Here is an 18,765-nt window from a genome sequence, read left to right as displayed (position 1 = left end):
AGTCCCGGTGATGCTGACCACCGAACAGGCCTGCGAGCGGGTTTCCGATATTGTCGGGCGTGCGCGCCGCGCGGGCGCCGATGCCGCCGATGCAGTAATGATCGCCGACCGCCAGCTGGGCGTGTCGGTCCGCATGGGAGCGCTCGAGGATGTCGAGCGGTCCGAGAGCGAGGAACTGGGACTGCGGGTGTTCGTCGGCACCCGGTCGGCCAGCGTCTCGACCTCGGACCTGGCGTCCGATTCGATGGATGCGCTGGTCGAGCGGGTCATCGCGATGGCGCGCGAAGCGCCGGAGGATCCCTGGGCCGGCCTGGCGCCCGAATCGCGGTTGCTGCACGGCAGTCCTCCTCTGCTCGATCTCGACGATGGCCGGGAGTCGAGGCCGGAGGATCTGCGCGACCGTGCGCTCGAGGCCGAGGATGCGGCCCGCGCCGTGGCGGGCGTCACCAACAGCGAGGGCGGCAGCGCGTCGGCCAGCGCATCGGTGACGGCACTTGCCACCAGCCACGGCTTTGCCGGCGCCTATTCGCTCACCAGCCACATGATCTCGGCAAGCGTCCTGGCGGGGGAAGGCGGCAGAATGGAGCGCGACAGCGCCTGGCATTCGGCGCGCCATGCCACCGCGCTGGAAGCGCCCTCGACCATCGGTCGCCGGGCCGGCGAACGCGCCGTCGCCCGGCTCAACCCGGCACGGATCGCCAGCGGGGCGATGCCGGTGGTGTTCGACCGCCGGGTGTCTGGCGGGTTGCTCGGCCATCTGGTCGGCGCGATCACCGGCGCGTCGATCGCCCGCAAGACCAGCTTCCTGCTCCATGCACTGGGCGAGCAGGTGTTCGCCAAGGGCGTGACCATCTGCGACGATCCGCACCGCCCGCGCGGGTTGCGTTCGCGCCCGTTCGACGGCGAGGGCCTGCCGGTCCTGCCGCGTTCGATCATCGACAATGGCATGCTCGAGACCTGGCTGCTCGACAGTGCGGCGGCGCGCCAGCTTGGCATGGACCCGACCGGTCATGCCTCGCGCGGGATTGCGGGCGCGCCGGGCGCGTCGCCCAGCAACCTGTATATGCAGGCGGGGCTGATCCCCGCCGAAACCCTGATCGGCGAGATCGATCGCGGTATCCTGGTCACCGAACTGATCGGGCAGGGGGTGAACGGGCTGACCGGCGACTATTCGCGCGGCGCCGCCGGATTCCTGATCGAGAAGGGCGAGATCACCCGCCCGGTGTCGGAGATCACCATTGCCGGCAATCTGCGCGACATGTTCCGCGCGCTGGTGCCGGCCAACGACCTCGAGCATCGTTACGGCATCAACGCGCCGACCGTGCGGATCGACGGGATGACGATCGCCGGTGACTGAGCTGGGCGCCCGGGTCGCGTCGATCGCTGCCGAAGCCGGACGGCTGGCGATGTCGCGCTGGCGCACGGACTTCAAGCGCTGGGAAAAGGTGCCGGGAAGCCCGGTGTGCGAAGTCGATCTGGAGGTCGATTCGTTCCTGCGCGACCAGCTGATGGCGCTGGCGCCCGATGCCGGCTGGCTGTCCGAGGAAACCGTCGACAGTGCCGAACGCCTCGGGCGCGAGCGGGTGTGGGTGGTCGATCCGATCGATGGCACCCGCGACTATATCCGCGGCCGCACCGGATGGGCGGTTGCGGTGGCGCTGGTCGAGCGCGGCTATCCGGTGATCGGCGTGCTCGATGCCCCGGCGCGCAACGAACATTGGGTCGCGGAAATGGGACTGGGCGCGCGGCGCAACGGCGCGAAGATCGCCGCGGCGCGCCGCGAGGTCCTGGCCGGGGCTCGGGTGCCCGCCGACCAGCTTCCCCGCGTCGATTCGGACCTGGTCGCGGTGACCAAGCCCAATTCGATCGCGCTGCGCATCGCGATGGTCGCGGCCGGCGAGGCCGATCTGGTGGCATCGCTGCGCTGGGGCAATGAATGGGACATCGCCGCGGCGATCCTGATCGCCCGCGAAAGCGGTGCGGCGGTCAGCGACGCGCTGGGCGAGCCGCTGAGCTTCAACTCGCCCGACGCCGAGGCCTTCGGCGTGCTGGCGAGCGTTCCCGGAATCCACCGGGCGGCGGTCGAGCGGCTGCGCGAGCGGGCACTGACGGCGATCGAACGCTAACGCATCGCCACCGCGATCAGCGCGACTCAGCGGGGGTCCGCGCGCGGCTCTGCTCCTCTTGCCAAGTCCGGTGCGGCAGCGAATATCCGGGCGCATGCGCAACGACAGCCGCCTCTCCCGCATGCTCCACGTGCTGCTCCACATGGCGCGGCACGAAGGGCCGATGACGTCGGAACGGATCGCGAAGATGCTCCAGACCAATGCGGTGGTGGTGCGCCGCACGATGGCCGGGCTGCGCGACGCCGGCTATGTCCGCTCGGAAAAGGGGCATGGCGGCGGCTGGGCGATCGCGCGCGACCTGGACACGGTCACGTTGCTCGACGTGCACCGTGCGGTCGGCGGCCCGCGCGTGTTCGCGATCGGCAACGAGCATTCGAACCCGTCCTGTGCCGTGGAGCAGGTGGTCAACGAAGCGGTCGCCGATGCGCTGGCGCAGGCCGAGGCGCTGCTGGTCGCGCGACTTTGCGCAGTCAGCCTGGGCGAACTGGCGCGGGCGTTCGATCGGCGCTGCGGCGACTGGGATGCGCATCTGGCGGCGATCGCATCCGACTAACGCGCTTCGGCGGACAGAATTCAGGCCGGCGCGTCCTCGTCGCGGTAGCGGATCTGGAGATAGCGGCCGCGGGTCGCGAGCGCGTCGAGGTCGCCCTGGGCGATCTGGGTGGTCATCTCCGCAATCTCGTCGTCGATCAGCTGCAGGCCCTGAGCGAGTTGCTGGTCGGGGCTGAGGCCGTTGCGCTCGACCTTGCGCAGCGGTTCGGGGACGCGGGCATAGCCCTTGACCAGTTCGGGCAGCTGTTCGCCGATCAGCTTGCGCACCTCGGCCGCCGCGGGGGTGCCTTCGTCGAGCGTCGCCAGTTGCGGCGTCAGCGTCTCGAGCTTCACCCCGATCGAATCGACCAGCGTGCGCACCGGCGCGGGCAGGGCGGGGCGCTGGGTTTCCAGCCAGCGTTCCGTCGTGGCCGGCAGCGCCTTGAGCGGCACCTGGGCGAGTGCTTCGGCGGTCGGTGGCACGTTAAGGGGGAAGACAGCGAAGAAGATCGTCGTCAGGATCAGCAGCAGCGCCACGCCCAGCGCGCCGAACAAGCCGATACCGTTCGGCAGGATGAACCCCAGCACGATCGCGCCGACCAGGATCAGTGCGTCGGCGGCGGCGATCCGGCCGACGCGTTTCGCGAACTCGACTTCCTTGGTCCGCCGGCTGCGCTGCGAGACATGGCGGTCCCGCGTGCGGTCGAGCAGGGCCTCGGCCCGGGCGAGTTCGCGGTCGACGTCGGTCGGCATGCGGGGTTACATCGCCTCCAGCTTGAAGGTGTCGGCGGGGCCGGAGACCTGGTTCTTCGCCGCACCCTCTGCGCGAGCGATATAGCCCTTGGACTTCTCGACCTCGTTGGACAGCACGGTGACCGTGCTCTTCATGCTGTCGAGCGCCTTGAGCTTGAACGTGTCGATCGCATCCATCGTGTCGTAGATATTCTGGAATGCGCGCTGCAGCGTCTCGACCGGGATGGTCGAGCTGGCGGCCTGTTCGTGGATCGCGGCCGACTGGCTCTTCAACAGGCTGCTGGTCGAATCGATCAGGTTCGCGGTCGTGGTGTTGAGCGCCGTCACCTGGTCGAGCACCAGCTTCTGGTTGTTCAGCGCCTGGGCGACGGTGACCGCGGTACGCAGCGCCGACACGGTGGTGGTCGAGGCGCGGTCGACGCCCTTCACCAGTTCGACATTGTTCTTCTTGACCAGGTCGAGCGCCAGATAGCCCTGAACCGTGACCGCCATCTGGGTGAGCAGGTCCTGGGTCCGCTGGCGGACATAGAACAGTGCGGTCTCGCGGATCGCCTTGGCCTTGGCCGGGTCGGTGTGGTCGAGCTCGTTCGCCTTGTCCTCGAGCCGGGTATCCATCTCCTTAGACAGATAGATCATCTGTTCGAGCCGGCCCATCGATGCCCAGAGATTGGCGCGTTCGGTGTCGATCGCGGCATTGTCCATCAGCAGCTCGTCCTTGCCGTTGGACAGCGACTTGAGGATGCCGTTGATGTGCGTCTGCGACGACTGGTATTTGCGGAAATAGTCGGTCAGCCCGCCCCCGCCGAAGATCTTCGACAGGAAGCCGCCCCTGCCGCCGATCAGCTTGCCGTTCTTGCTGGGATCGAGATCCTCGACGGTCCGGCGCAGCTGGAGCAGGTCGGCGCCGACGCCGGTGTCCTTGTCCATCGCGGTCACCGGCCGGTCGAGGAACCGGTTCGACTGGCTCGACGCCTCGCGGATTTCCTTCGAGCCCATCGCTGTGATCGCGTCGACGCGCTTGCCGAATTCGGGCGAGTTCACGTCCTGCGCGATCAGATCGTCGATGAACTGGCCGACCCGGGCCTGCAATTCGGTCTTCTTGCTGTCGTCGACCGGTACCAGACCGGCTGCCTTTTCCGGCTTGACCGCCGAAACGGGCTCGGGCGGCGTTAGTACCAGATCCGCTTCGGCCACCTGCGTCACGCTCGCCATTCAAAACCTCCTGGGACTGTCGCCCTTACCTCTAACGGCCTTCGCGGCAGCATCAAGTGTATCGGTAATGTAATACACTTGGATATCGGCGCAAGGGCAATGCGGGCAAGGGCCTATTCGCGATAGGTTGCCTGGCTGCGCACGATCTGCTCGCCCTTCACCAGCGGCTGGAGCCGGCAGCCATTTTGTGGCGCATTCTCCTGAAGGCAGAATTGCGTGTCGGCGCTCAGCCCGCCGGCGGTCGCGGTCGCGCCGACCCTGGCCTCGACCCGTGCCAACTGCTTGCCGGTAACGAAGAGGACGTGGCAGCTGCCGCTGCTCGATTCGCGGCAGGTGAGCAGGGCATTGCCCGCCGCCGGATCGGCTTCGATCACCGCCGAGATGCTGTGGCTGACGGTCTTGCCGCCGCATGAAGCGAGCAGCAGCGCCGTCGCCAGAATTGCCATGCGCTTCATGCCGTTGGTCCTTCTGTCATCGCTTCGGTCGCGGTTAGCCTGCCCGGCGGGCGGTCGCCAGCGCGCGGCCCCACCAGACGAGTTCGTCGGACAGCCGGCGGAGGCGGCGATCGTCGGCTTCGTCCGCCGCCAGCCGGTCTCCGTCGCGCCGGTTCCACACGCCCATCAGGTGGAGCGCGCTTTCCAGCGGCGCCATCTGTAGCTCGCGCGCGACCATCGTCAGTTGCTCGACCGATCGCGCGCCGCCCAGCCCGCCATAGGCGACGAAGCTGACCGGCTTGCGGTTCCATTCGCGGTAAACGGTGTCGAGCGCGTTCTTCAGCACCGCCGGGATGCCGTGATTATATTCGGGCGCGATCAGGATATAGCCGTCCGCCTCGGCGACCTTCGCGCCCCAGGCTGCCTGCTTCTCGTCCGAATAGTCGCCCGAGGAGGGCGGCCTGGCATGAGGGTAGAAGGGAAGGTCCCAGGTCTTCAGGTCGACCAGCTCGCAGGCGATGTCGTCGCGCCCGGCGGACTGTTCGACGACCCAGTTGCCGACCGGCAAGGCCATTCGCCCTTCGCGCACCGAGCCGATGACGACATGGATCTTCAGCGGTTCGGTCATGTCGCAGGGGTCTCCGGTTCGGTGCGGAACGCATGGGACAATTACCCGGCTTCCCGCAATGCACAAAATCCTGTAGGGGCGCGCCAACCTTTTCCAGGAAACACACATGAACCTTCGCAACGTGGCGATCATCGCCCACGTCGATCATGGCAAGACCACGCTCGTCGATCAGCTTTTCCGTCAGTCCGGGACGTTCCGCGACAATCAGCGCGTCGAAGAGCGCGCGATGGACTCGAACGACCTCGAGAAGGAGCGCGGGATCACCATCCTTGCCAAGCCGACCTCGATCGATTGGGAAGGCATCCGCATCAACATCGTCGATACGCCGGGCCACGCCGATTTCGGCGGCGAGGTCGAGCGCATCCTGTCGATGGTCGACGGCGTCGTCCTGCTGGTCGACAGCTCCGAAGGCGCGATGCCGCAGACGAAGTTCGTGACCGGCAAGGCGCTGGCCCTCGGCCTGCGTCCGATCGTGGTCGTCAACAAGGTCGATCGTCCGGACGAGCGCATCCAGGAAGTGCTGGACGAGGTCTTCGACCTGTTCGTCTCGCTCGATGCGTCCGACGAGCAGCTCGACTTCCCCGTGCTCTACGCCTCGGGCCGCAACGGCTATGCCAATGAGGATCCGACGCTGCGCGAGGGGACGCTGACCCCGCTGTTCCAGAAGATCGTCGATCATGTGCCGCCGCCGGCGCTGGACGTCGACGCGCCGTTCACCTTCCTGGTAACGCTGCTCGACCGCGACAACTTCCTGGGCCGCGTCCTTACCGGCCGCGTCACCTCGGGCAAGGTCAAGGTCAACCAGGCGATCCACGCGCTCGACATGGACGGCAACGTCATCGAGACGGGCCGCGCGTCGAAGATCCTGTCGTTCCGCGGCCTGGACCGCGTACCGGTCGACGAGGCACAGGCGGGTGACATCATCAGTCTCGCCGGCCTGACCGTCGCGACCGTGTCGAACACCATCGCCGACACCTCGGTCAGCGTGCCGATCCAGGCGCAGCCGATCGATCCGCCGACGCTGTCGATGCGCTTCGCCGTCAACGACTCGCCGATGGCGGGCCGCGAAGGCACCAAGGTGACGTCGCGCATGATCCGCGACCGCCTGTTCCGCGAAGCCGAGAGCAACGTCGCGATCAAGGTTACCGAAGCCGCCGACAAGGACAGCTTCGAGGTTGCCGGTCGCGGCGAGCTTCAACTCGGCGTGCTGATCGAGACGATGCGCCGCGAGGGCTTCGAGCTGGGCATCAGCCGTCCGCGCGTGCTGTTTCGCGAAGGCGAGGGGGGCCGCGAAGAGCCGTATGAGACGGTCATCATCGACGTTGACGAGGAGCATTCGGGCTCGGTCGTCGAGAAGATGAACCTTCGCAAGGCAGAGATGACCGACATGCGCCCGTCGGGCGGCGGCAAGACCCGCATCACGTTCAGCGCCCCGTCGCGCGGCATGATCGGCTATCATGGCGAGTTCCTGTCGGACACGCGCGGCACCGGCATCATGAACCGGCTGTTCGAGAAGTACGGCCCGCACAAGGGCAATATCGAGGGCCGCAAGAACGGCGTGCTGATCTCGAACGGTTCGGGCGAGGCGCAGTCCTATGCGCTGGGTCCGCTCGAGGAGCGCGGCATCCTGTTCGTCGGACATGGCGAGCCGCTCTATGAGGGCATGATCATCGGCGAGAACGCCAAGACGGACGACCTCGAGGTCAATCCGATGAAGGCGAAGCAGCTGACCAACTTCCGCGCGTCGGGCGGCAAGGACGACGCCGTCCGCCTGACCCCGCCGAAGAAGATGACGCTGGAACAGGCGATCGCGTATATCGACGACGACGAGATGGTCGAGGTGACGCCGAAGAAGATCCGCCTGCGCAAGCGCTTCCTGGATCCGCACGAGCGCAAGAAGGCGAGCCGCGCCAAGGCCGCAGCCTGATCGAACGCGGGAAGGGGGCTTCGGCCCCCTTTCTTTTGCTTGTCGTTGACAGGCTGGAGCGCGACCTGACGCCGTGGTCGGCGGCGATCCGCAAGGTGGCGATCGACTCGACGTGCCGCTGGTCGACCTGAATGCGCGTAGCGCACAGGCGGTACGGGCAATGGGGGCCGGTGCTGGCGAGCCGCTTCGCGCAGCTTGCACCGGGGCGAGAGGCCGCAGCCGCAACGCTGACCGGAACCACGATCGCCACGAAGGCGGCGCCCGCGCCCGGCCTTTCTATCGCGCCTGTGCCGGGCCAGAACAACGCCGCGGATCTGGCCAACAGGGTTTCGAACCTTCGATCGATGCTGGTGCCCTGAGCGGCAGCATGTAATCATCCCGGGTCGCTCGAACCCGAGGTGTCCATGCTTGCCATGCTGCTTGTGCTTGCGCTTCAGGATGTCTCCGGCCCGCCTGCGGATGATAGGGCGACCCCGGCTGCCCCGCGCCGTTTCGACACCCGGATAAGCCCGCGCTGCGTCATCGATCCCGACGCGATCACCGTCTGTGCGCAGCGCCCCGACGCCGACCGGCTGAAGCCGCTCGATTCGCCCGAGGAACAGCGCGCTTTCGGGCCCGCCGCGGTGCAATTGTCGCCCAATTCGCGGCTGCGCCTGCGGGCGGAGAACAGCGGCAATCCCACGCTGTCGGCGCCGCGGGCGATGATCGACTTCACCCTGGCATTCTAGCGCGGTTTTCCGCCCGATTCGCGCCCCGGAATGCGGCATTTTGCTTCCGTTTCGTGACGGTCGTACCTATATGCCCGACATGGCAACCACCGATTCCAGCACGCCCGAAAATACCCCCAATTCGAACAGCTATGGCGCCGACAGCATCAAGGTCCTCAAGGGCCTGGATGCGGTGCGCAAGCGTCCGGGCATGTATATCGGCGACACCGATGACGGCTCGGGCCTCCACCACATGGTGTTCGAGGTGTCGGACAATGCGATCGACGAGGCGCTGGCCGGCCATTGCGACCGCATCATCATCCAACTGAACGCCGACGGATCGGTTTCGGTCGAGGACAATGGCCGCGGCATCCCGACCGGCATCCATGCCGAGGAAGGCGTGTCGGCAGCCGAGGTCATCATGACCCAGCTCCATGCCGGCGGGAAGTTCGAGAATACCTCGGACGACAATGCCTACAAGGTGTCGGGCGGCCTGCACGGCGTGGGCGTGTCGGTGGTCAATGCGCTCAGCGAATGGCTCGACCTGAACATCTGGCGCGACGGCGAGGAGCATTACATGCGCTTCCGCCACGGCGATGCCGAGGCGCCGCTGAAGGTGATCGGCCCGGCAGAGGGGAAGAAGGGCACGCGCGTCACCTTCCTCGCCAGCCCGTCGACCTTCAAGATCACCGAATATGATTTCGAGAAGCTCGAGCATCGCTATCGCGAGCTGGCCTTCCTCAACTCGGGCGTCCGGCTGTTCCTGCGCGATGCGCGGCACGAGGAGGTCAAGGAAGTCGAACTGTTCTACGAAGGCGGCATCGCCGCGTTCGTGAAGTGGCTCGACCGCAACAAGCAGCCGCTGTTCCCCGATCCGATCGCGATCGGCGGCCAGCGCGACGATATCGGCATCGATGTCGCGCTGGAGTGGAACGACAGCTATTACGAGAATGTCCTCTGCTTCACGAACAACATCCCGCAGCGTGACGGCGGCACCCATCTGGCCGCGTTCCGCGCCGCGCTGACCCGCACCCTCAACAGCTATGCCGACAAGTCCGGCCTGCTGAAGAAGGAGAAGGTCAGCCTGACGGGCGACGACATGCGCGAAGGGCTGACCGCGATCGTCTCGGTCAAGCTGCCCGACCCGAAATTCGGGTCGCAGACCAAGGACAAGCTGGTTTCCTCCGAGGTGCGCCAGCCGCTGGAAAGCCTGATGGCGGACAAGATGGCCGAATGGCTTGAGGAGAATCCGGCATCGGCACGTGCGATCATCGGCAAGGTGATCGACGCCGCCGCCGCACGCGAGGCTGCCCGAAAGGCGCGCGAGCTCACCCGGCGCAAGGGGGTGATGGACATCGCCTCGCTGCCCGGCAAGCTGGCCGACTGCCAGGAACGCGATCCGGCCAAGTCCGAGCTGTTCCTGGTGGAGGGCGATTCGGCCGGCGGATCGGCCAAGCAGGGCCGCGACCGTCATTATCAGGCGATCCTTCCGCTTCGCGGCAAAATCCTGAATGTCGAGCGCGCGCGCTTCGACCGGATGCTGTCGTCGCGCGAGATCGGGACGCTGATCCAGGCGATGGGCACCGGCATCGGCCGCGACGATTTCAAGCTCGAGAAGCTGCGCTACCACAAGATTGTCATCATGACCGACGCGGACGTCGACGGCGCGCATATCCGCACGCTTCTGCTGACCTTCTTCTATCGGCAGATGCCCGAGATCATCCAGTCGGGTCACCTCTACATCGCCCAGCCGCCGCTCTACAAGGCGAGCAAGGGCCGGTCCGAGGTGTATCTCAAGGATGACGGTGCCCTCGACCAGTATCTCGTCGATGCCGGCGTCGGCGGCAACGTCCTCGAAACCCAGGGCGGCATCCGCAGCGGACAGGATCTGCGCGAGCTGGTCGAGCATGCCCGCCGCATGCGCACCCTGATGCGCTACGTCCCGCGCCGCTACGACCCGTCGATCATCGAGGCGCTCGCGCTGGGCCGCGGGTTCGATCCGGAGGCGAGCCGCGACGCACGCACCGCCAGCCTGGTCACGGTCGTCAACCGCCTCGACGCGGCGGACACCGAGGCACGCTGGTCTGCGCGAATCACCGACGACGGCGGCTATCATTTCGAGCGGCGCTGGCGCGGCGTGACCGATCACCACATCGTCGAGGCGCCCTTCCTCGTCTCGGCCGAGGCGCGCAAGCTTCACGCCCTGGCGGTCGAGCAGGCCGAAAGCTATCTGACGCCGTCGAAGCTGGTCTCCGCCAAGGGGGCCCCGACCGAAGCCGAGGCGCCGGTGGACGGCGACGAAGCCGAGGAAGCGATCACCGTCTCCAAGGGTCAGGTGCTGGTCTCGCGCCCGTCGCAGCTGCTCGATGCGATCCTGGCCTCGGGCCGCAAGGGCCTGTCGATCCAGCGCTACAAGGGTCTGGGCGAGATGAATGCGGAACAGCTGTGGGAAACCACGCTCGATCCGCAGAACCGCTCGATGCTGCGCGTGGCGATCGACCAGGCCGACGTCGCCGACGAGATCTTCACCCGCCTGATGGGCGACGTGGTCGAGCCGCGCCGCGAGTTCATCCAGGAGAACGCGCTGAGCGTGGCGAATCTCGACGTCTGAAGAATTGCCGGGCGGCGCTTCGCCCGGCGCCTCTCAAAGGTCCCGGTTGTGACCATCCCGGCTCTTCCGATACAAGGGCCGCATGGACTGGTCAGAGATCGCTGCGCATTTCCAGCCGGAGGGCTCGCTCAGAGATATCTACATCCTCAATGCATCGCTTGAAGACTGGGCGAGTGTCTGGGGCATCTTGACAATGGGTCCGGAACCGCTGCGGTTCACGGTCGATGGGGAGGTGGTCGCTCCGCCGATGCTGGTCGAGGAGGCTTTTCGGCTTCAGGCGAATCACTCGGTGTGTGCCTCCTACCAACTCGGTCCACAGCTAGTGAATTGCTGTTGTTTTATGGCGGACGAGGTCGAGCTCGATATTGATCCGAAAGAGGTCGACGGATTGGTCGAAGCGCAGCGGCTTGCGGATTTCATGGCTGTACTCGGGCGAGCGACGGCCAAGGAGGTTCGTCTCACAGGCGAGATGGACCCGCACTCGATCATTGCGCGATACGACCCCGTCGCTGATCACGTCGACTGGGTGTTTCTGGCAAAATGATACGGGGCGGCGCCGGCCGCCCCGAGTTATCTTCAGACCCGCATCGGCATCAGCACGTACAGCGCCGGCGACTTGTCGTTCTCGCGAATCAGCGTCGGGGCTGCGGCGTCGGCCAGGTGGACCTCGACCAGGTCGCCTTCGATCTGGCCGAGAATGTCCATCAGATAACGGCTGTTGAAGCCGATCTCGAACGGCTGGGCGGCATAGTCGCCCGGCACTTCCTCGGCGGCGGCGCCGTTTTCCGGGCTGGTCACCGACAGGATGATCTTGTCGCGCTCCAGGCCGAGCTTCACCGCGCGGGTCTTCTCGGTGGCGATGGTCGACACGCGGTCGACGCCCTCCATGAAGCTGCGTGGGTCGATTTTCAGGATCTTGTCGTTGCCCGTCGGAATGACGCGCGAATAATCGGGGAAGGTGCCGTCGATCAGCTTCGAGGTCAGGATTGCCTGGCCCAGGTCGAACCGGATCTTCGAGTTGCTGAGCGAGACGCCGACCGAGCCGTCGACCTCGTCGAGCAGCTTGCGCAGTTCGGCGACGCACTTGCGCGGGATGATGACGTCCGGCATCGATTCAGCCCCGTCCGGACGGGCGACCGTCACGCGGGCGAGACGGTGGCCGTCGGTCGCGGCCGCCTTCAGCACCGGGGTCGATTCGTCGGAGACGTGGAGGAAGATGCCGTTGAGATAATAGCGCGTCTCTTCGGTCGAGATCGCGAAGCGGGTCTTGTCGATGATCTGCTTCAGCGTCTCCGCCGGCAGCTCGAACGTCGTCGGCAATTCGCCCTCGGCGATCACCGGGAAGTCGTCACGCGGCAGCGTTGACAGGGTGAAGCGCGCGCGGCCGGCGGTCACGACGATGCGGCCTTCGGCAGCGCTCAGCTCGACCTGAGAGCCCTCGGGCAGCTTGCGCACGATGTCGAACAGCGTGTGGGCGGAAATGGTCGTCGCGCCCGGCTGGTCGATCGCCGCGGCGATGGTCTCGTCGATCTGCAGATCTAGATCGGTCGCCATCAGGCGCAGGGTGCCGCCGGGCTGTGCATCGATCAGCACATTGGACAGGATCGGGATCGTGTTGCGCCGCTCGACCACCGACTGGACGTGGCTGAGCCCCTTGAGCAAAGTTGCGCGTTCGATCGTCGCCTTCATCACGTTCCCCCGGGGCGATGCCCCATTCCGCTCGCTGCGGTACTGATCAGTTCACAATCTCTAACGTGAAAAAGGGCCGGAGCAAGCGCCCCGACCCTTCGATTCACAGCAATTTGTGCATTGCATCGAGTCTTCCGGCCGACATCGGGACGGCGCCGCCGCCCGATGCCGCCCGATCGGCTCAGAAGCGGATGCCCACGCCGCCGACGACCTGGTGACGGTCGATGTCGATGTCGATGTTGCTGTTGTCCAGGCGGCTGTAGTTCGAGTAGCGATACTCGCCCTTCAGATACATGTTGTTGCTCAGCTGATACTCGACACCCGCGCCCAGGCGCCAGCCGTCCGCATTCTCGCCGACGGTGGTGGTGGTGTTGCCGTTGGTATAGCGGCTCTCGAGCCGGGCGTTGGTGTAGCCGCCCTTTGCGTAGATCAGCGCATTCGGGCCGGCGAGGAAGCCGACGCGAGCGCCGAGATACAGGTCACGGCCGGCACCCACGCTCAGTTCGTCATTGGGTGCGATAATGCCGCGGGCGCGCTGCTTGTTGCTCGAGCCGGTGATTTCGCCTTCGACGCCGATCACGGCGCCGCCTGCCTGGAAGTCGTAACCGATGGCGCCACCATAGACGACGCCGTCGCTTGCCTCGGTGCCGGAATTGGCGCCGTCATCGATGCGGTCCCAGCCGACGACGCCTTCGGCGCGCGGGCCGGTGAACGGCGCGCTGTCCTGGGCGAAGGCCGGTGCTGCGAGCGCGGTGCTGGCGGCCAGGGCAGCGGTGATAAGAGCGATACGCATAAGAACTCCTTGGTACTGAACACGCCCGAACTCGGTTGGGCGGGACCAGTAACTAGGTACTCTCGCGGCGAGTTTCATGAACGCTGGATAAACAAGGAAAAGCGTTGCTTTCCGGCCACAGGGACTTGAAATGGAGGCCATGCCGACCGTGTCCCCCGACCCCCTCAGACCGACCCCGCGCCAAGGCCGCGATTTCATCGCCCGGCACGGCGAGACGGTCTATAATATCGCACGGCGGATGCAGGGCGATCACCCGCATACGCCGCTGACACGCGCCGGATTCCGCCAGGCGGAGGCAATGGGCGAGGCGCTGCTCGGGCTGCTGGGGCCGCGGCCGAAGCTGACATTGTGGGTCTCGTCGGCCGGCCGCGCGCTGCAGACGCTGGCGGTGATCTGCGAATATCTCGAGCTCGACTGGCATCAGGCGCGCCGCGACGACCGGCTGGTCGAGATCGGCATGGGCGAGTGGAGCGGCCTTTATTATCACGAGCTGGGCGACAAGCTGTCGGGGTTCCTCGACGCCGAGCACAAGCTTTATCGCCACGCCGCGCCCGGCGGCGAATGGTATGATTCGATCGCCGCGCGCCTCTCGTCGTGGCTGGCGGAAACCGATGACGATCCGGGCGACCGGCTGGTGATCATGCACGGCATGTCGAGCCGGGTGCTGCGCGGGGTGATGACGGGCATGCCCGCGATGCCGCAATTCGGCGCCCCGGCCGCGCCGGATCTTCCACAGGGTTCGATCGCGATGATCGAGGGCGGGCAGGAAAGCATCGTCCACTGGGGCGAGGGGGCGCTGGCCAACGCGGCGGTATGATCGGCGCGCTGATCCTGGGCGCGATGATGGCGACCGGTGTCCCCCAGGGCCAGGCACGCACCTCGCTCGGCATCTTTCAGGGCTGGGGCGTATTTCGCGACGCGTCGCCGCGGCGCTGCTTCGCAATCGCGCGTCCGGTGGGACCCGCCGTCGCATCGCAGCCCTTTGCCAGCATCGCGACCTGGCCGGGCGACGGGGTTCGCGGACAGATTCACATCCGGCTGAGCCGGACGCGCAACCCCCGCTCGCGCGTCATGCTGTCGGTTGGCGAGCGTCGGTTCGAACTGATGGCGGGTGAGCGCGATGCCTGGGCGCCCGACACCCGCACCGACCTGGCGATCGTCGCCGCGATCCGCCAGGGGCGCAGCATGAGCGTCGAAACGATGGGGACCAATGGCGGCGCTTTCGCCGATACCTATGCGCTCCAGGGCGCGGCGACCGCGATCGATGCTGCGGCGCTGGGGTGCCTTCGCCGCCAAGGCTAAGCCGGGGGGCGGCCGATATAGTCCTGAAGCCCGGCAACCAGCGCATCGAAGACCGCGCGGACCCGCGCCACCCCGCGCTGGTCCTCGTGACAGACGACCCAGGTTTCCAGGTCGAGAGTCATCGCATCGGGCAGCAGGCGGACCAGGTTTGGATCGCGCGCGCCGATCGGCACCTGGCAGATGCCGATGCCAAGGCCGGCGCGGATGACGGCGAGCTGGGCAAGATCGCTGTCGCTGCGAAAGGCCATGGCGCTGCGCGCGACCATCTGATGATCGCGCTGAAGCTGGCGCAGGATCGGCGAATCGCTTTCCACCCCGATGATGGCGTGATGCGACAGGTCGCTCAGTGACCGAGGGCTGCCGCGGGCGGCCAGATAGTCGCGATGGGCGTGCAGCCCCAGCGGGATGGTGCCGATTCGCCGGGCGACCAGCGCGTCCTGGCGCGGCGGGACCATCCGGACGGCAATATCCGCCTCGCGGCGCAGCATGTCCTCGTTTCGATTGTTCGGGCTCAGCTCGATCGCGAGGTTCGGGTGGTGCCTGCACAGTTCGGCCAGGATCGGGGGCAGCACCTCGATCGCGACGATCTCGCTGGCACTGATCCGCACCGTGCCGGCGACGTCGCGGGCGCCCGCCGATGCCGAGCGGACGAACGCCTCTGCGGCGAGTGCCATCGCTTCGGCATGCTCGCTCAGCGCCAGTGCCCGCTCGGTCGGCAGCAGGCCCAGCGGCGATCGCGTGAACAAGGTGGTCCCGAGGCTCGCCTCCAGCTCCTCGACTCGCCGCCGCACCGTCGGCTGGGCAGTGCCGATCAGCCGGGCCGCGCCGGAAAGGCTCCCCTCGCGCAGCACCGCCAGAAAGGCGCGCTGGCGTTCCCAATCGTCGGACAGACTCATCAATTACATACTAGCTGATGGTCAACGATGGTCAATTTTAGATCATCGATGGAAGGCGCATATCGTCGTTCGGATGGAGGCGACGATCATGAAGACGGCATTGATACTGGGCGCGAGCGGCGGCGTGGGCGGCGAGACGGCGCGGGCGCTGGTGGCGCGAGGCTGGCAGGTGCGCGGGCTGACCCGAACCCCGCGCAGCGGCGACGGGATCGACTGGCGCATCGGCGATGCGATGGTCGGCAGCGATGTGCTGGACGCGGCGCAGGGCGTGGACGCCATCGTCCATGCGGTGAACCCGCCGGGGTATCGCAACTGGGCGACGCTGGTGCTGCCGATGCTGGAGAACAGCATCGCGGCGGCGCGGGCGAATGATGCGCGGCTCGCGCTGCCCGGCACCATCTATAATTACGATCCGGCATCGACACCGGTGGCGCATCCCGACAGTCGCCAGGCACCGCGCAGCCGCAAGGGCGCGATCCGCCAGGCGATGGAGGCGCGGATCGACGAGTCGGGCGTGCGCGGCCTCATCCTGCGCGCCGGCGATTTTTTCGGCCCGCGCCCGGGCAGCAGCTGGCTGTCGCAGGGCATGGTCCGTCCCGGCAAGCCGGTTACGTCGATCCTCTCGCCGGGCTTTCCCGGGGTCGGCCATGCCTGGGCCTATCTCCCCGATGTCGGGGAGACGTTCGCACGGCTGATCGATCGCGACGCGGATCTGCCGCGCTTCGCCCGATATCATTTCGCCGGATTGTGGGACGCGGACGGCGCGGGCATCACCGATGCGATCCGGCGGGCGGTCGGGCGGCAGGTTCCGGTGCGCCGGCTGCCCTGGCGTCTGCTGCCGCTGATCGCGCCGTTCAACCCGACGATGCGCGAGATGATCGAGATGAAGGGCTATTGGCGCCATCCGGTGCGGCTCGACAACCGCTCGCTGGTCGCGTTTCTGGGAGCGGAGCCGCATACCCCCATCGACGAGGCGATGCGGGCGACGCTGACCGCGCTGGGCTGCGGATAAGCCCGAGGTGGAAAAGTGCGGCCGAATCCCCTATGTGCGCCTGCATGCAGACAGTTTCGGCCGCTCCCATGCCCATCCCCGGGCACATCGATCCCGTGCCGGTCCCGCGGGCCCCCAGCCTTCGCGCCGATGGCCGTACCGATCTGATCGGACTTCCGCGCGAGGAAATCCGCGCCGCGCTGGAGGCGGCCGGGATGGAACCGCGCCAGGCGAAGTTGCGCTCGAAGCAGCTTTGGCACTGGATGTACAATCGCGGCGCCACCGAGTTCTCGGCAATGACCGATATCGCCAAGGCGCAACATCCCTGGCTCGAGGAAAGGTTCGTGATCGGCCGTCCCGACGTGGTCGAGGCGCAGGTGTCGATCGACGGCACCCGCAAATGGCTGCTCCGTTCGCCGGACGGCCAGGATTACGAGATGGTCTTCATTCCCGATGCGGACCGCGGCACGCTGTGTGTGTCCAGCCAGGTGGGCTGCACGCTCAACTGCACCTTCTGTCACACCGGCACGATGCGGCTGGTGCGCAACCTCACCGCGGGCGAGATCGTCGGCCAGGTGATGCTGGCACGCGATTCGCTCGGCGAATGGCCGAGCCAGCCCGAGGGCCGCATGCTGACCAACATCGTCATGATGGGCATGGGCGAGCCCCTCTATAATTTCGACAATGTCCGCGACGCGCTGAAGCTGGTGATGGACGGCGACGGGCTCGCCTTGTCAAAGCGCCGCATCACCCTGTCGACCTCGGGCGTGGTACCGATGATGGCGCGCGCCGGCGAAGAGATCGGCGTGAACCTGGCGGTCTCGCTTCACGCGGTGACCAAGGAAGTGCGCGACGAGATCGTGCCGCTGAACCGGAAATACGGGATCGAGGAACTGCTCCAGGCCTGTGCCGACTATCCGGGCGCCAACAATGCGCGCCGCATCACCTTCGAATATGTGATGCTGAAGGACAAGAATGACAGCGACGCCGACGCCCGCGAACTCGTCCGGCTGCTGCGGCACTACGACCTGCCGGCAAAGGTGAACCTGATCCCCTTCAACCCGTGGCCGGGCGCCGCCTATGAATGTTCGACGCCCGAGCGGATCCGTGCCTTTTCGAACATCGTGTTCGAGGCCGGCATCTCGGCGCCGACGCGCACCCCGCGCGGCCGCGACATCGATGCGGCCTGCGGCCAGCTGAAGACGGCAGCGGAAAAGAAGAGCCGCGCCGAGCTCGATCGCCTGGCGGCGGAGAAGCAGGCCGCGCTGGGATGATGCGGACCCTGGACGATGCGCTGTTCCGGTTTCGCCAGTTCCAGGCCGAATTGAACGTCGAATCGGCCGAGGACGCGGAAGACGGGGACGCCGCCGGTGCAGCGCGGCTGTCCGAACCAGACCTGCTGTGCCCGCGCGTTTCGGTGGCCGATGTCGGGGGCGGACTGACCGTCGACTATCGCGGCTCGGACTATATCGGGTGGGACGCGTTCCTGGGCGTGCTGGCCGAACCCGGCATTGCCCGGCACATCGTCCAGCTGCGAATCGGCGGGCCGGACCAGGGCGCCAACGGCCTCAAGACCTGGGACTTCGCTGCATTGATCGACGCGGCGCCCGATTTCTCGCGCCTCGCCGAGCTGCAGATCGAAATCTCCGATCCCGGCGATCACAATCAGAGCTGCGTGGAGGACGACCAATTGCCCGGCCTGATCGCGCTGATGCCGGGGGTGCGCACCCTGACGCTGCCCCAGGCGCCCGAGCGCGCATTCTTCGATCTCGATCTGCCGCGGCTGCGGGCCATCCGCACCGGGGGCGACTGGCGCACGCGCGGGTTCATCGGTCACATAGCCGGTGCGACGCGCCTTCCCGAACTGGGCTTCATCGACTTCACCGATTCGCATGCGCCGTGGATGTCGACCAAGCCGGCCGAGGATCCCGAGTGGGATTCGACGCCATATGAGGATTTCGAGCAGCTATTCCGTTCGCCGGTGATGGAGCGGGCCCGGGGCATCCGGCTGCGCAACAGCCGGCTGACCGAGGCGCAGTATCGCGCGCTTCAGGCGATCCGTCCGCGTTGCCAGTTCAGCGTCCTGCTGTCGGCGCCGCACGTCTATGTGTCCCATTGGGGCAGCACCGAGTTTCCCTTTCGCCATCTCCTGCCCTTCGGCTAGA

General features: G+C 66.7%; 20 protein-coding genes. 13 read left to right on the top strand and 7 right to left on the bottom strand.

Going from position 1 to position 18,765, the window contains the following annotated elements; all coding sequences use genetic code 11:
• Positions 1-10: 10 nt before the first annotated feature.
• The 3 genes from TPR58_RS08560 to TPR58_RS08550 all read left to right on the top strand — a co-directional run bounded on the left by TPR58_RS08560 (position 11) and on the right by TPR58_RS08550 (position 2,679).
• A complete protein-coding gene (locus TPR58_RS08560) occupies positions 11-1,357 on the top strand; it encodes a TldD/PmbA family protein (protein ID WP_346246219.1) in 1,347 nt (448 codons plus the stop codon).
• Positions 1,350-2,126, top strand: coding sequence for a 3'(2'),5'-bisphosphate nucleotidase CysQ (locus tag TPR58_RS08555; RefSeq protein ID WP_346246218.1), 777 nt, complete (start codon positions 1,350-1,352; stop codon positions 2,124-2,126). The genes TPR58_RS08560 and TPR58_RS08555 overlap by 8 nt, the downstream gene beginning before the upstream one ends.
• Before the next feature lie 94 nt (positions 2,127-2,220).
• Positions 2,221-2,679, top strand: coding sequence for an Rrf2 family transcriptional regulator (locus TPR58_RS08550; RefSeq protein ID WP_346246217.1), 459 nt, complete (start codon positions 2,221-2,223; stop codon positions 2,677-2,679).
• A gap of 20 nt (positions 2,680-2,699) precedes the next feature.
• Here the strand turns inward: TPR58_RS08550 and TPR58_RS08545 are convergent, their stop codons facing one another.
• The 4 genes from TPR58_RS08545 to TPR58_RS08530 form a co-directional block, all read right to left on the bottom strand.
• A complete protein-coding gene (locus tag TPR58_RS08545; RefSeq protein ID WP_346246216.1) occupies positions 2,700-3,410 on the bottom strand; it encodes an HAD family hydrolase in 711 nt (236 codons plus the stop codon).
• A gap of 6 nt (positions 3,411-3,416) precedes the next feature.
• Complete coding sequence (locus tag TPR58_RS08540; RefSeq protein ID WP_346246215.1) at positions 3,417-4,622, bottom strand: toxic anion resistance protein; 1,206 nt, start codon at positions 4,620-4,622, stop codon at positions 3,417-3,419.
• Positions 4,623-4,735: 113 nt separating this feature from the next.
• Positions 4,736-5,077 carry a hypothetical protein gene (locus TPR58_RS08535; protein WP_346246214.1) on the bottom strand — a complete coding sequence of 114 codons (342 nt, stop codon included), beginning with the start codon at positions 5,075-5,077 and terminating at the stop codon, positions 4,736-4,738.
• A 34-nt stretch (positions 5,078-5,111) separates the two neighbouring features.
• Positions 5,112-5,684: an NADPH-dependent FMN reductase gene (locus TPR58_RS08530; RefSeq protein ID WP_346246213.1), complete on the bottom strand. Its 573-nt coding sequence runs from the start codon at positions 5,682-5,684 to the stop codon at positions 5,112-5,114.
• A 106-nt stretch (positions 5,685-5,790) separates the two neighbouring features.
• On the opposite strand from TPR58_RS08530, the gene typA reads away from it, so the two are divergent.
• The 5 genes from typA to TPR58_RS08505 all read left to right on the top strand — a co-directional run bounded on the left by typA (position 5,791) and on the right by TPR58_RS08505 (position 11,473).
• Positions 5,791-7,611, top strand: a complete 1,821-nt coding sequence (gene typA, locus TPR58_RS08525; protein WP_346246212.1) for a translational GTPase TypA — start codon at positions 5,791-5,793, stop codon at positions 7,609-7,611.
• A gap of 131 nt (positions 7,612-7,742) precedes the next feature.
• Positions 7,743-7,970: a hypothetical protein gene (locus TPR58_RS08520; protein ID WP_346246211.1), complete on the top strand. Its 228-nt coding sequence runs from the start codon at positions 7,743-7,745 to the stop codon at positions 7,968-7,970.
• A 39-nt stretch (positions 7,971-8,009) separates the two neighbouring features.
• On the top strand, positions 8,010-8,339 hold the full coding sequence (locus tag TPR58_RS08515) for a hypothetical protein (RefSeq protein WP_346246210.1): 330 nt from the start codon (positions 8,010-8,012) through the stop codon (positions 8,337-8,339).
• A 79-nt stretch (positions 8,340-8,418) separates the two neighbouring features.
• The gene (gyrB, locus tag TPR58_RS08510) at positions 8,419-10,929 is read left to right on the top strand and encodes a DNA topoisomerase (ATP-hydrolyzing) subunit B (RefSeq protein WP_346246381.1); all 2,511 of its coding nucleotides are present in this window, start codon (positions 8,419-8,421) and stop codon (positions 10,927-10,929) included.
• Positions 10,930-11,011: 82 nt separating this feature from the next.
• On the top strand, positions 11,012-11,473 hold the full coding sequence (locus tag TPR58_RS08505; protein ID WP_346246209.1) for a hypothetical protein: 462 nt from the start codon (positions 11,012-11,014) through the stop codon (positions 11,471-11,473).
• A 32-nt stretch (positions 11,474-11,505) separates the two neighbouring features.
• On the opposite strand, the gene dnaN is transcribed toward TPR58_RS08505, so the two are convergent.
• Positions 11,506-12,618 carry a DNA polymerase III subunit beta gene (gene dnaN, locus TPR58_RS08500; RefSeq protein ID WP_346246208.1) on the bottom strand — a complete coding sequence of 371 codons (1,113 nt, stop codon included), beginning with the start codon at positions 12,616-12,618 and terminating at the stop codon, positions 11,506-11,508.
• 181 nt (positions 12,619-12,799) lie between these two features.
• Positions 12,800-13,411 (bottom strand): outer membrane protein, encoded by a 612-nt coding sequence (locus tag TPR58_RS08495; protein ID WP_346246207.1) that lies wholly within the window; start codon positions 13,409-13,411, stop codon positions 12,800-12,802.
• A 139-nt stretch (positions 13,412-13,550) separates the two neighbouring features.
• Between TPR58_RS08495 and TPR58_RS08490 the strand changes: the two genes are divergently transcribed.
• Positions 13,551-14,228 carry a histidine phosphatase family protein gene (locus TPR58_RS08490; protein ID WP_346246206.1) on the top strand — a complete coding sequence of 226 codons (678 nt, stop codon included), beginning with the start codon at positions 13,551-13,553 and terminating at the stop codon, positions 14,226-14,228.
• A complete protein-coding gene (locus TPR58_RS08485) occupies positions 14,225-14,713 on the top strand; it encodes a hypothetical protein (RefSeq protein ID WP_346246205.1) in 489 nt (162 codons plus the stop codon). Before TPR58_RS08490 ends, TPR58_RS08485 begins: the two co-directional genes overlap by 4 nt.
• Here TPR58_RS08485 and TPR58_RS08480 read toward each other — a convergent pair.
• Complete coding sequence (locus TPR58_RS08480) at positions 14,710-15,609, bottom strand: LysR family transcriptional regulator (RefSeq protein WP_346246204.1); 900 nt, start codon at positions 15,607-15,609, stop codon at positions 14,710-14,712. The two genes, TPR58_RS08485 and TPR58_RS08480, sit on opposite strands and share 4 nt — an antisense overlap.
• Positions 15,610-15,697: 88 nt before the next feature.
• On the opposite strand from TPR58_RS08480, the gene TPR58_RS08475 reads away from it, so the two are divergent.
• The 3 genes from TPR58_RS08475 (at position 15,698) to TPR58_RS08465 (ending at position 18,764) form a co-directional block, all read left to right on the top strand.
• Positions 15,698-16,621, top strand: a complete 924-nt coding sequence (locus TPR58_RS08475; RefSeq protein WP_346246203.1) for an NAD(P)H-binding protein — start codon at positions 15,698-15,700, stop codon at positions 16,619-16,621.
• Positions 16,622-16,689: 68 nt separating this feature from the next.
• Positions 16,690-17,874, top strand: a complete 1,185-nt coding sequence (gene rlmN / locus TPR58_RS08470; protein WP_346246202.1) for a dual-specificity RNA methyltransferase RlmN — start codon at positions 16,690-16,692, stop codon at positions 17,872-17,874.
• Complete coding sequence (locus TPR58_RS08465) at positions 17,871-18,764, top strand: hypothetical protein (protein WP_346246201.1); 894 nt, start codon at positions 17,871-17,873, stop codon at positions 18,762-18,764. Before rlmN ends, TPR58_RS08465 begins: the two co-directional genes overlap by 4 nt.
• Position 18,765: the final 1 nt, after the last annotated feature.

It is taken from the genome of Sphingomonas rustica, from assembly GCF_039652585.1.
Lineage (GTDB): Bacteria > Pseudomonadota > Alphaproteobacteria > Sphingomonadales > Sphingomonadaceae > Sphingomonas > Sphingomonas rustica.
Note: the sequence above shows the minus strand (reverse complement) of the source record. Positions and strands in the feature narration are given on the sequence as shown.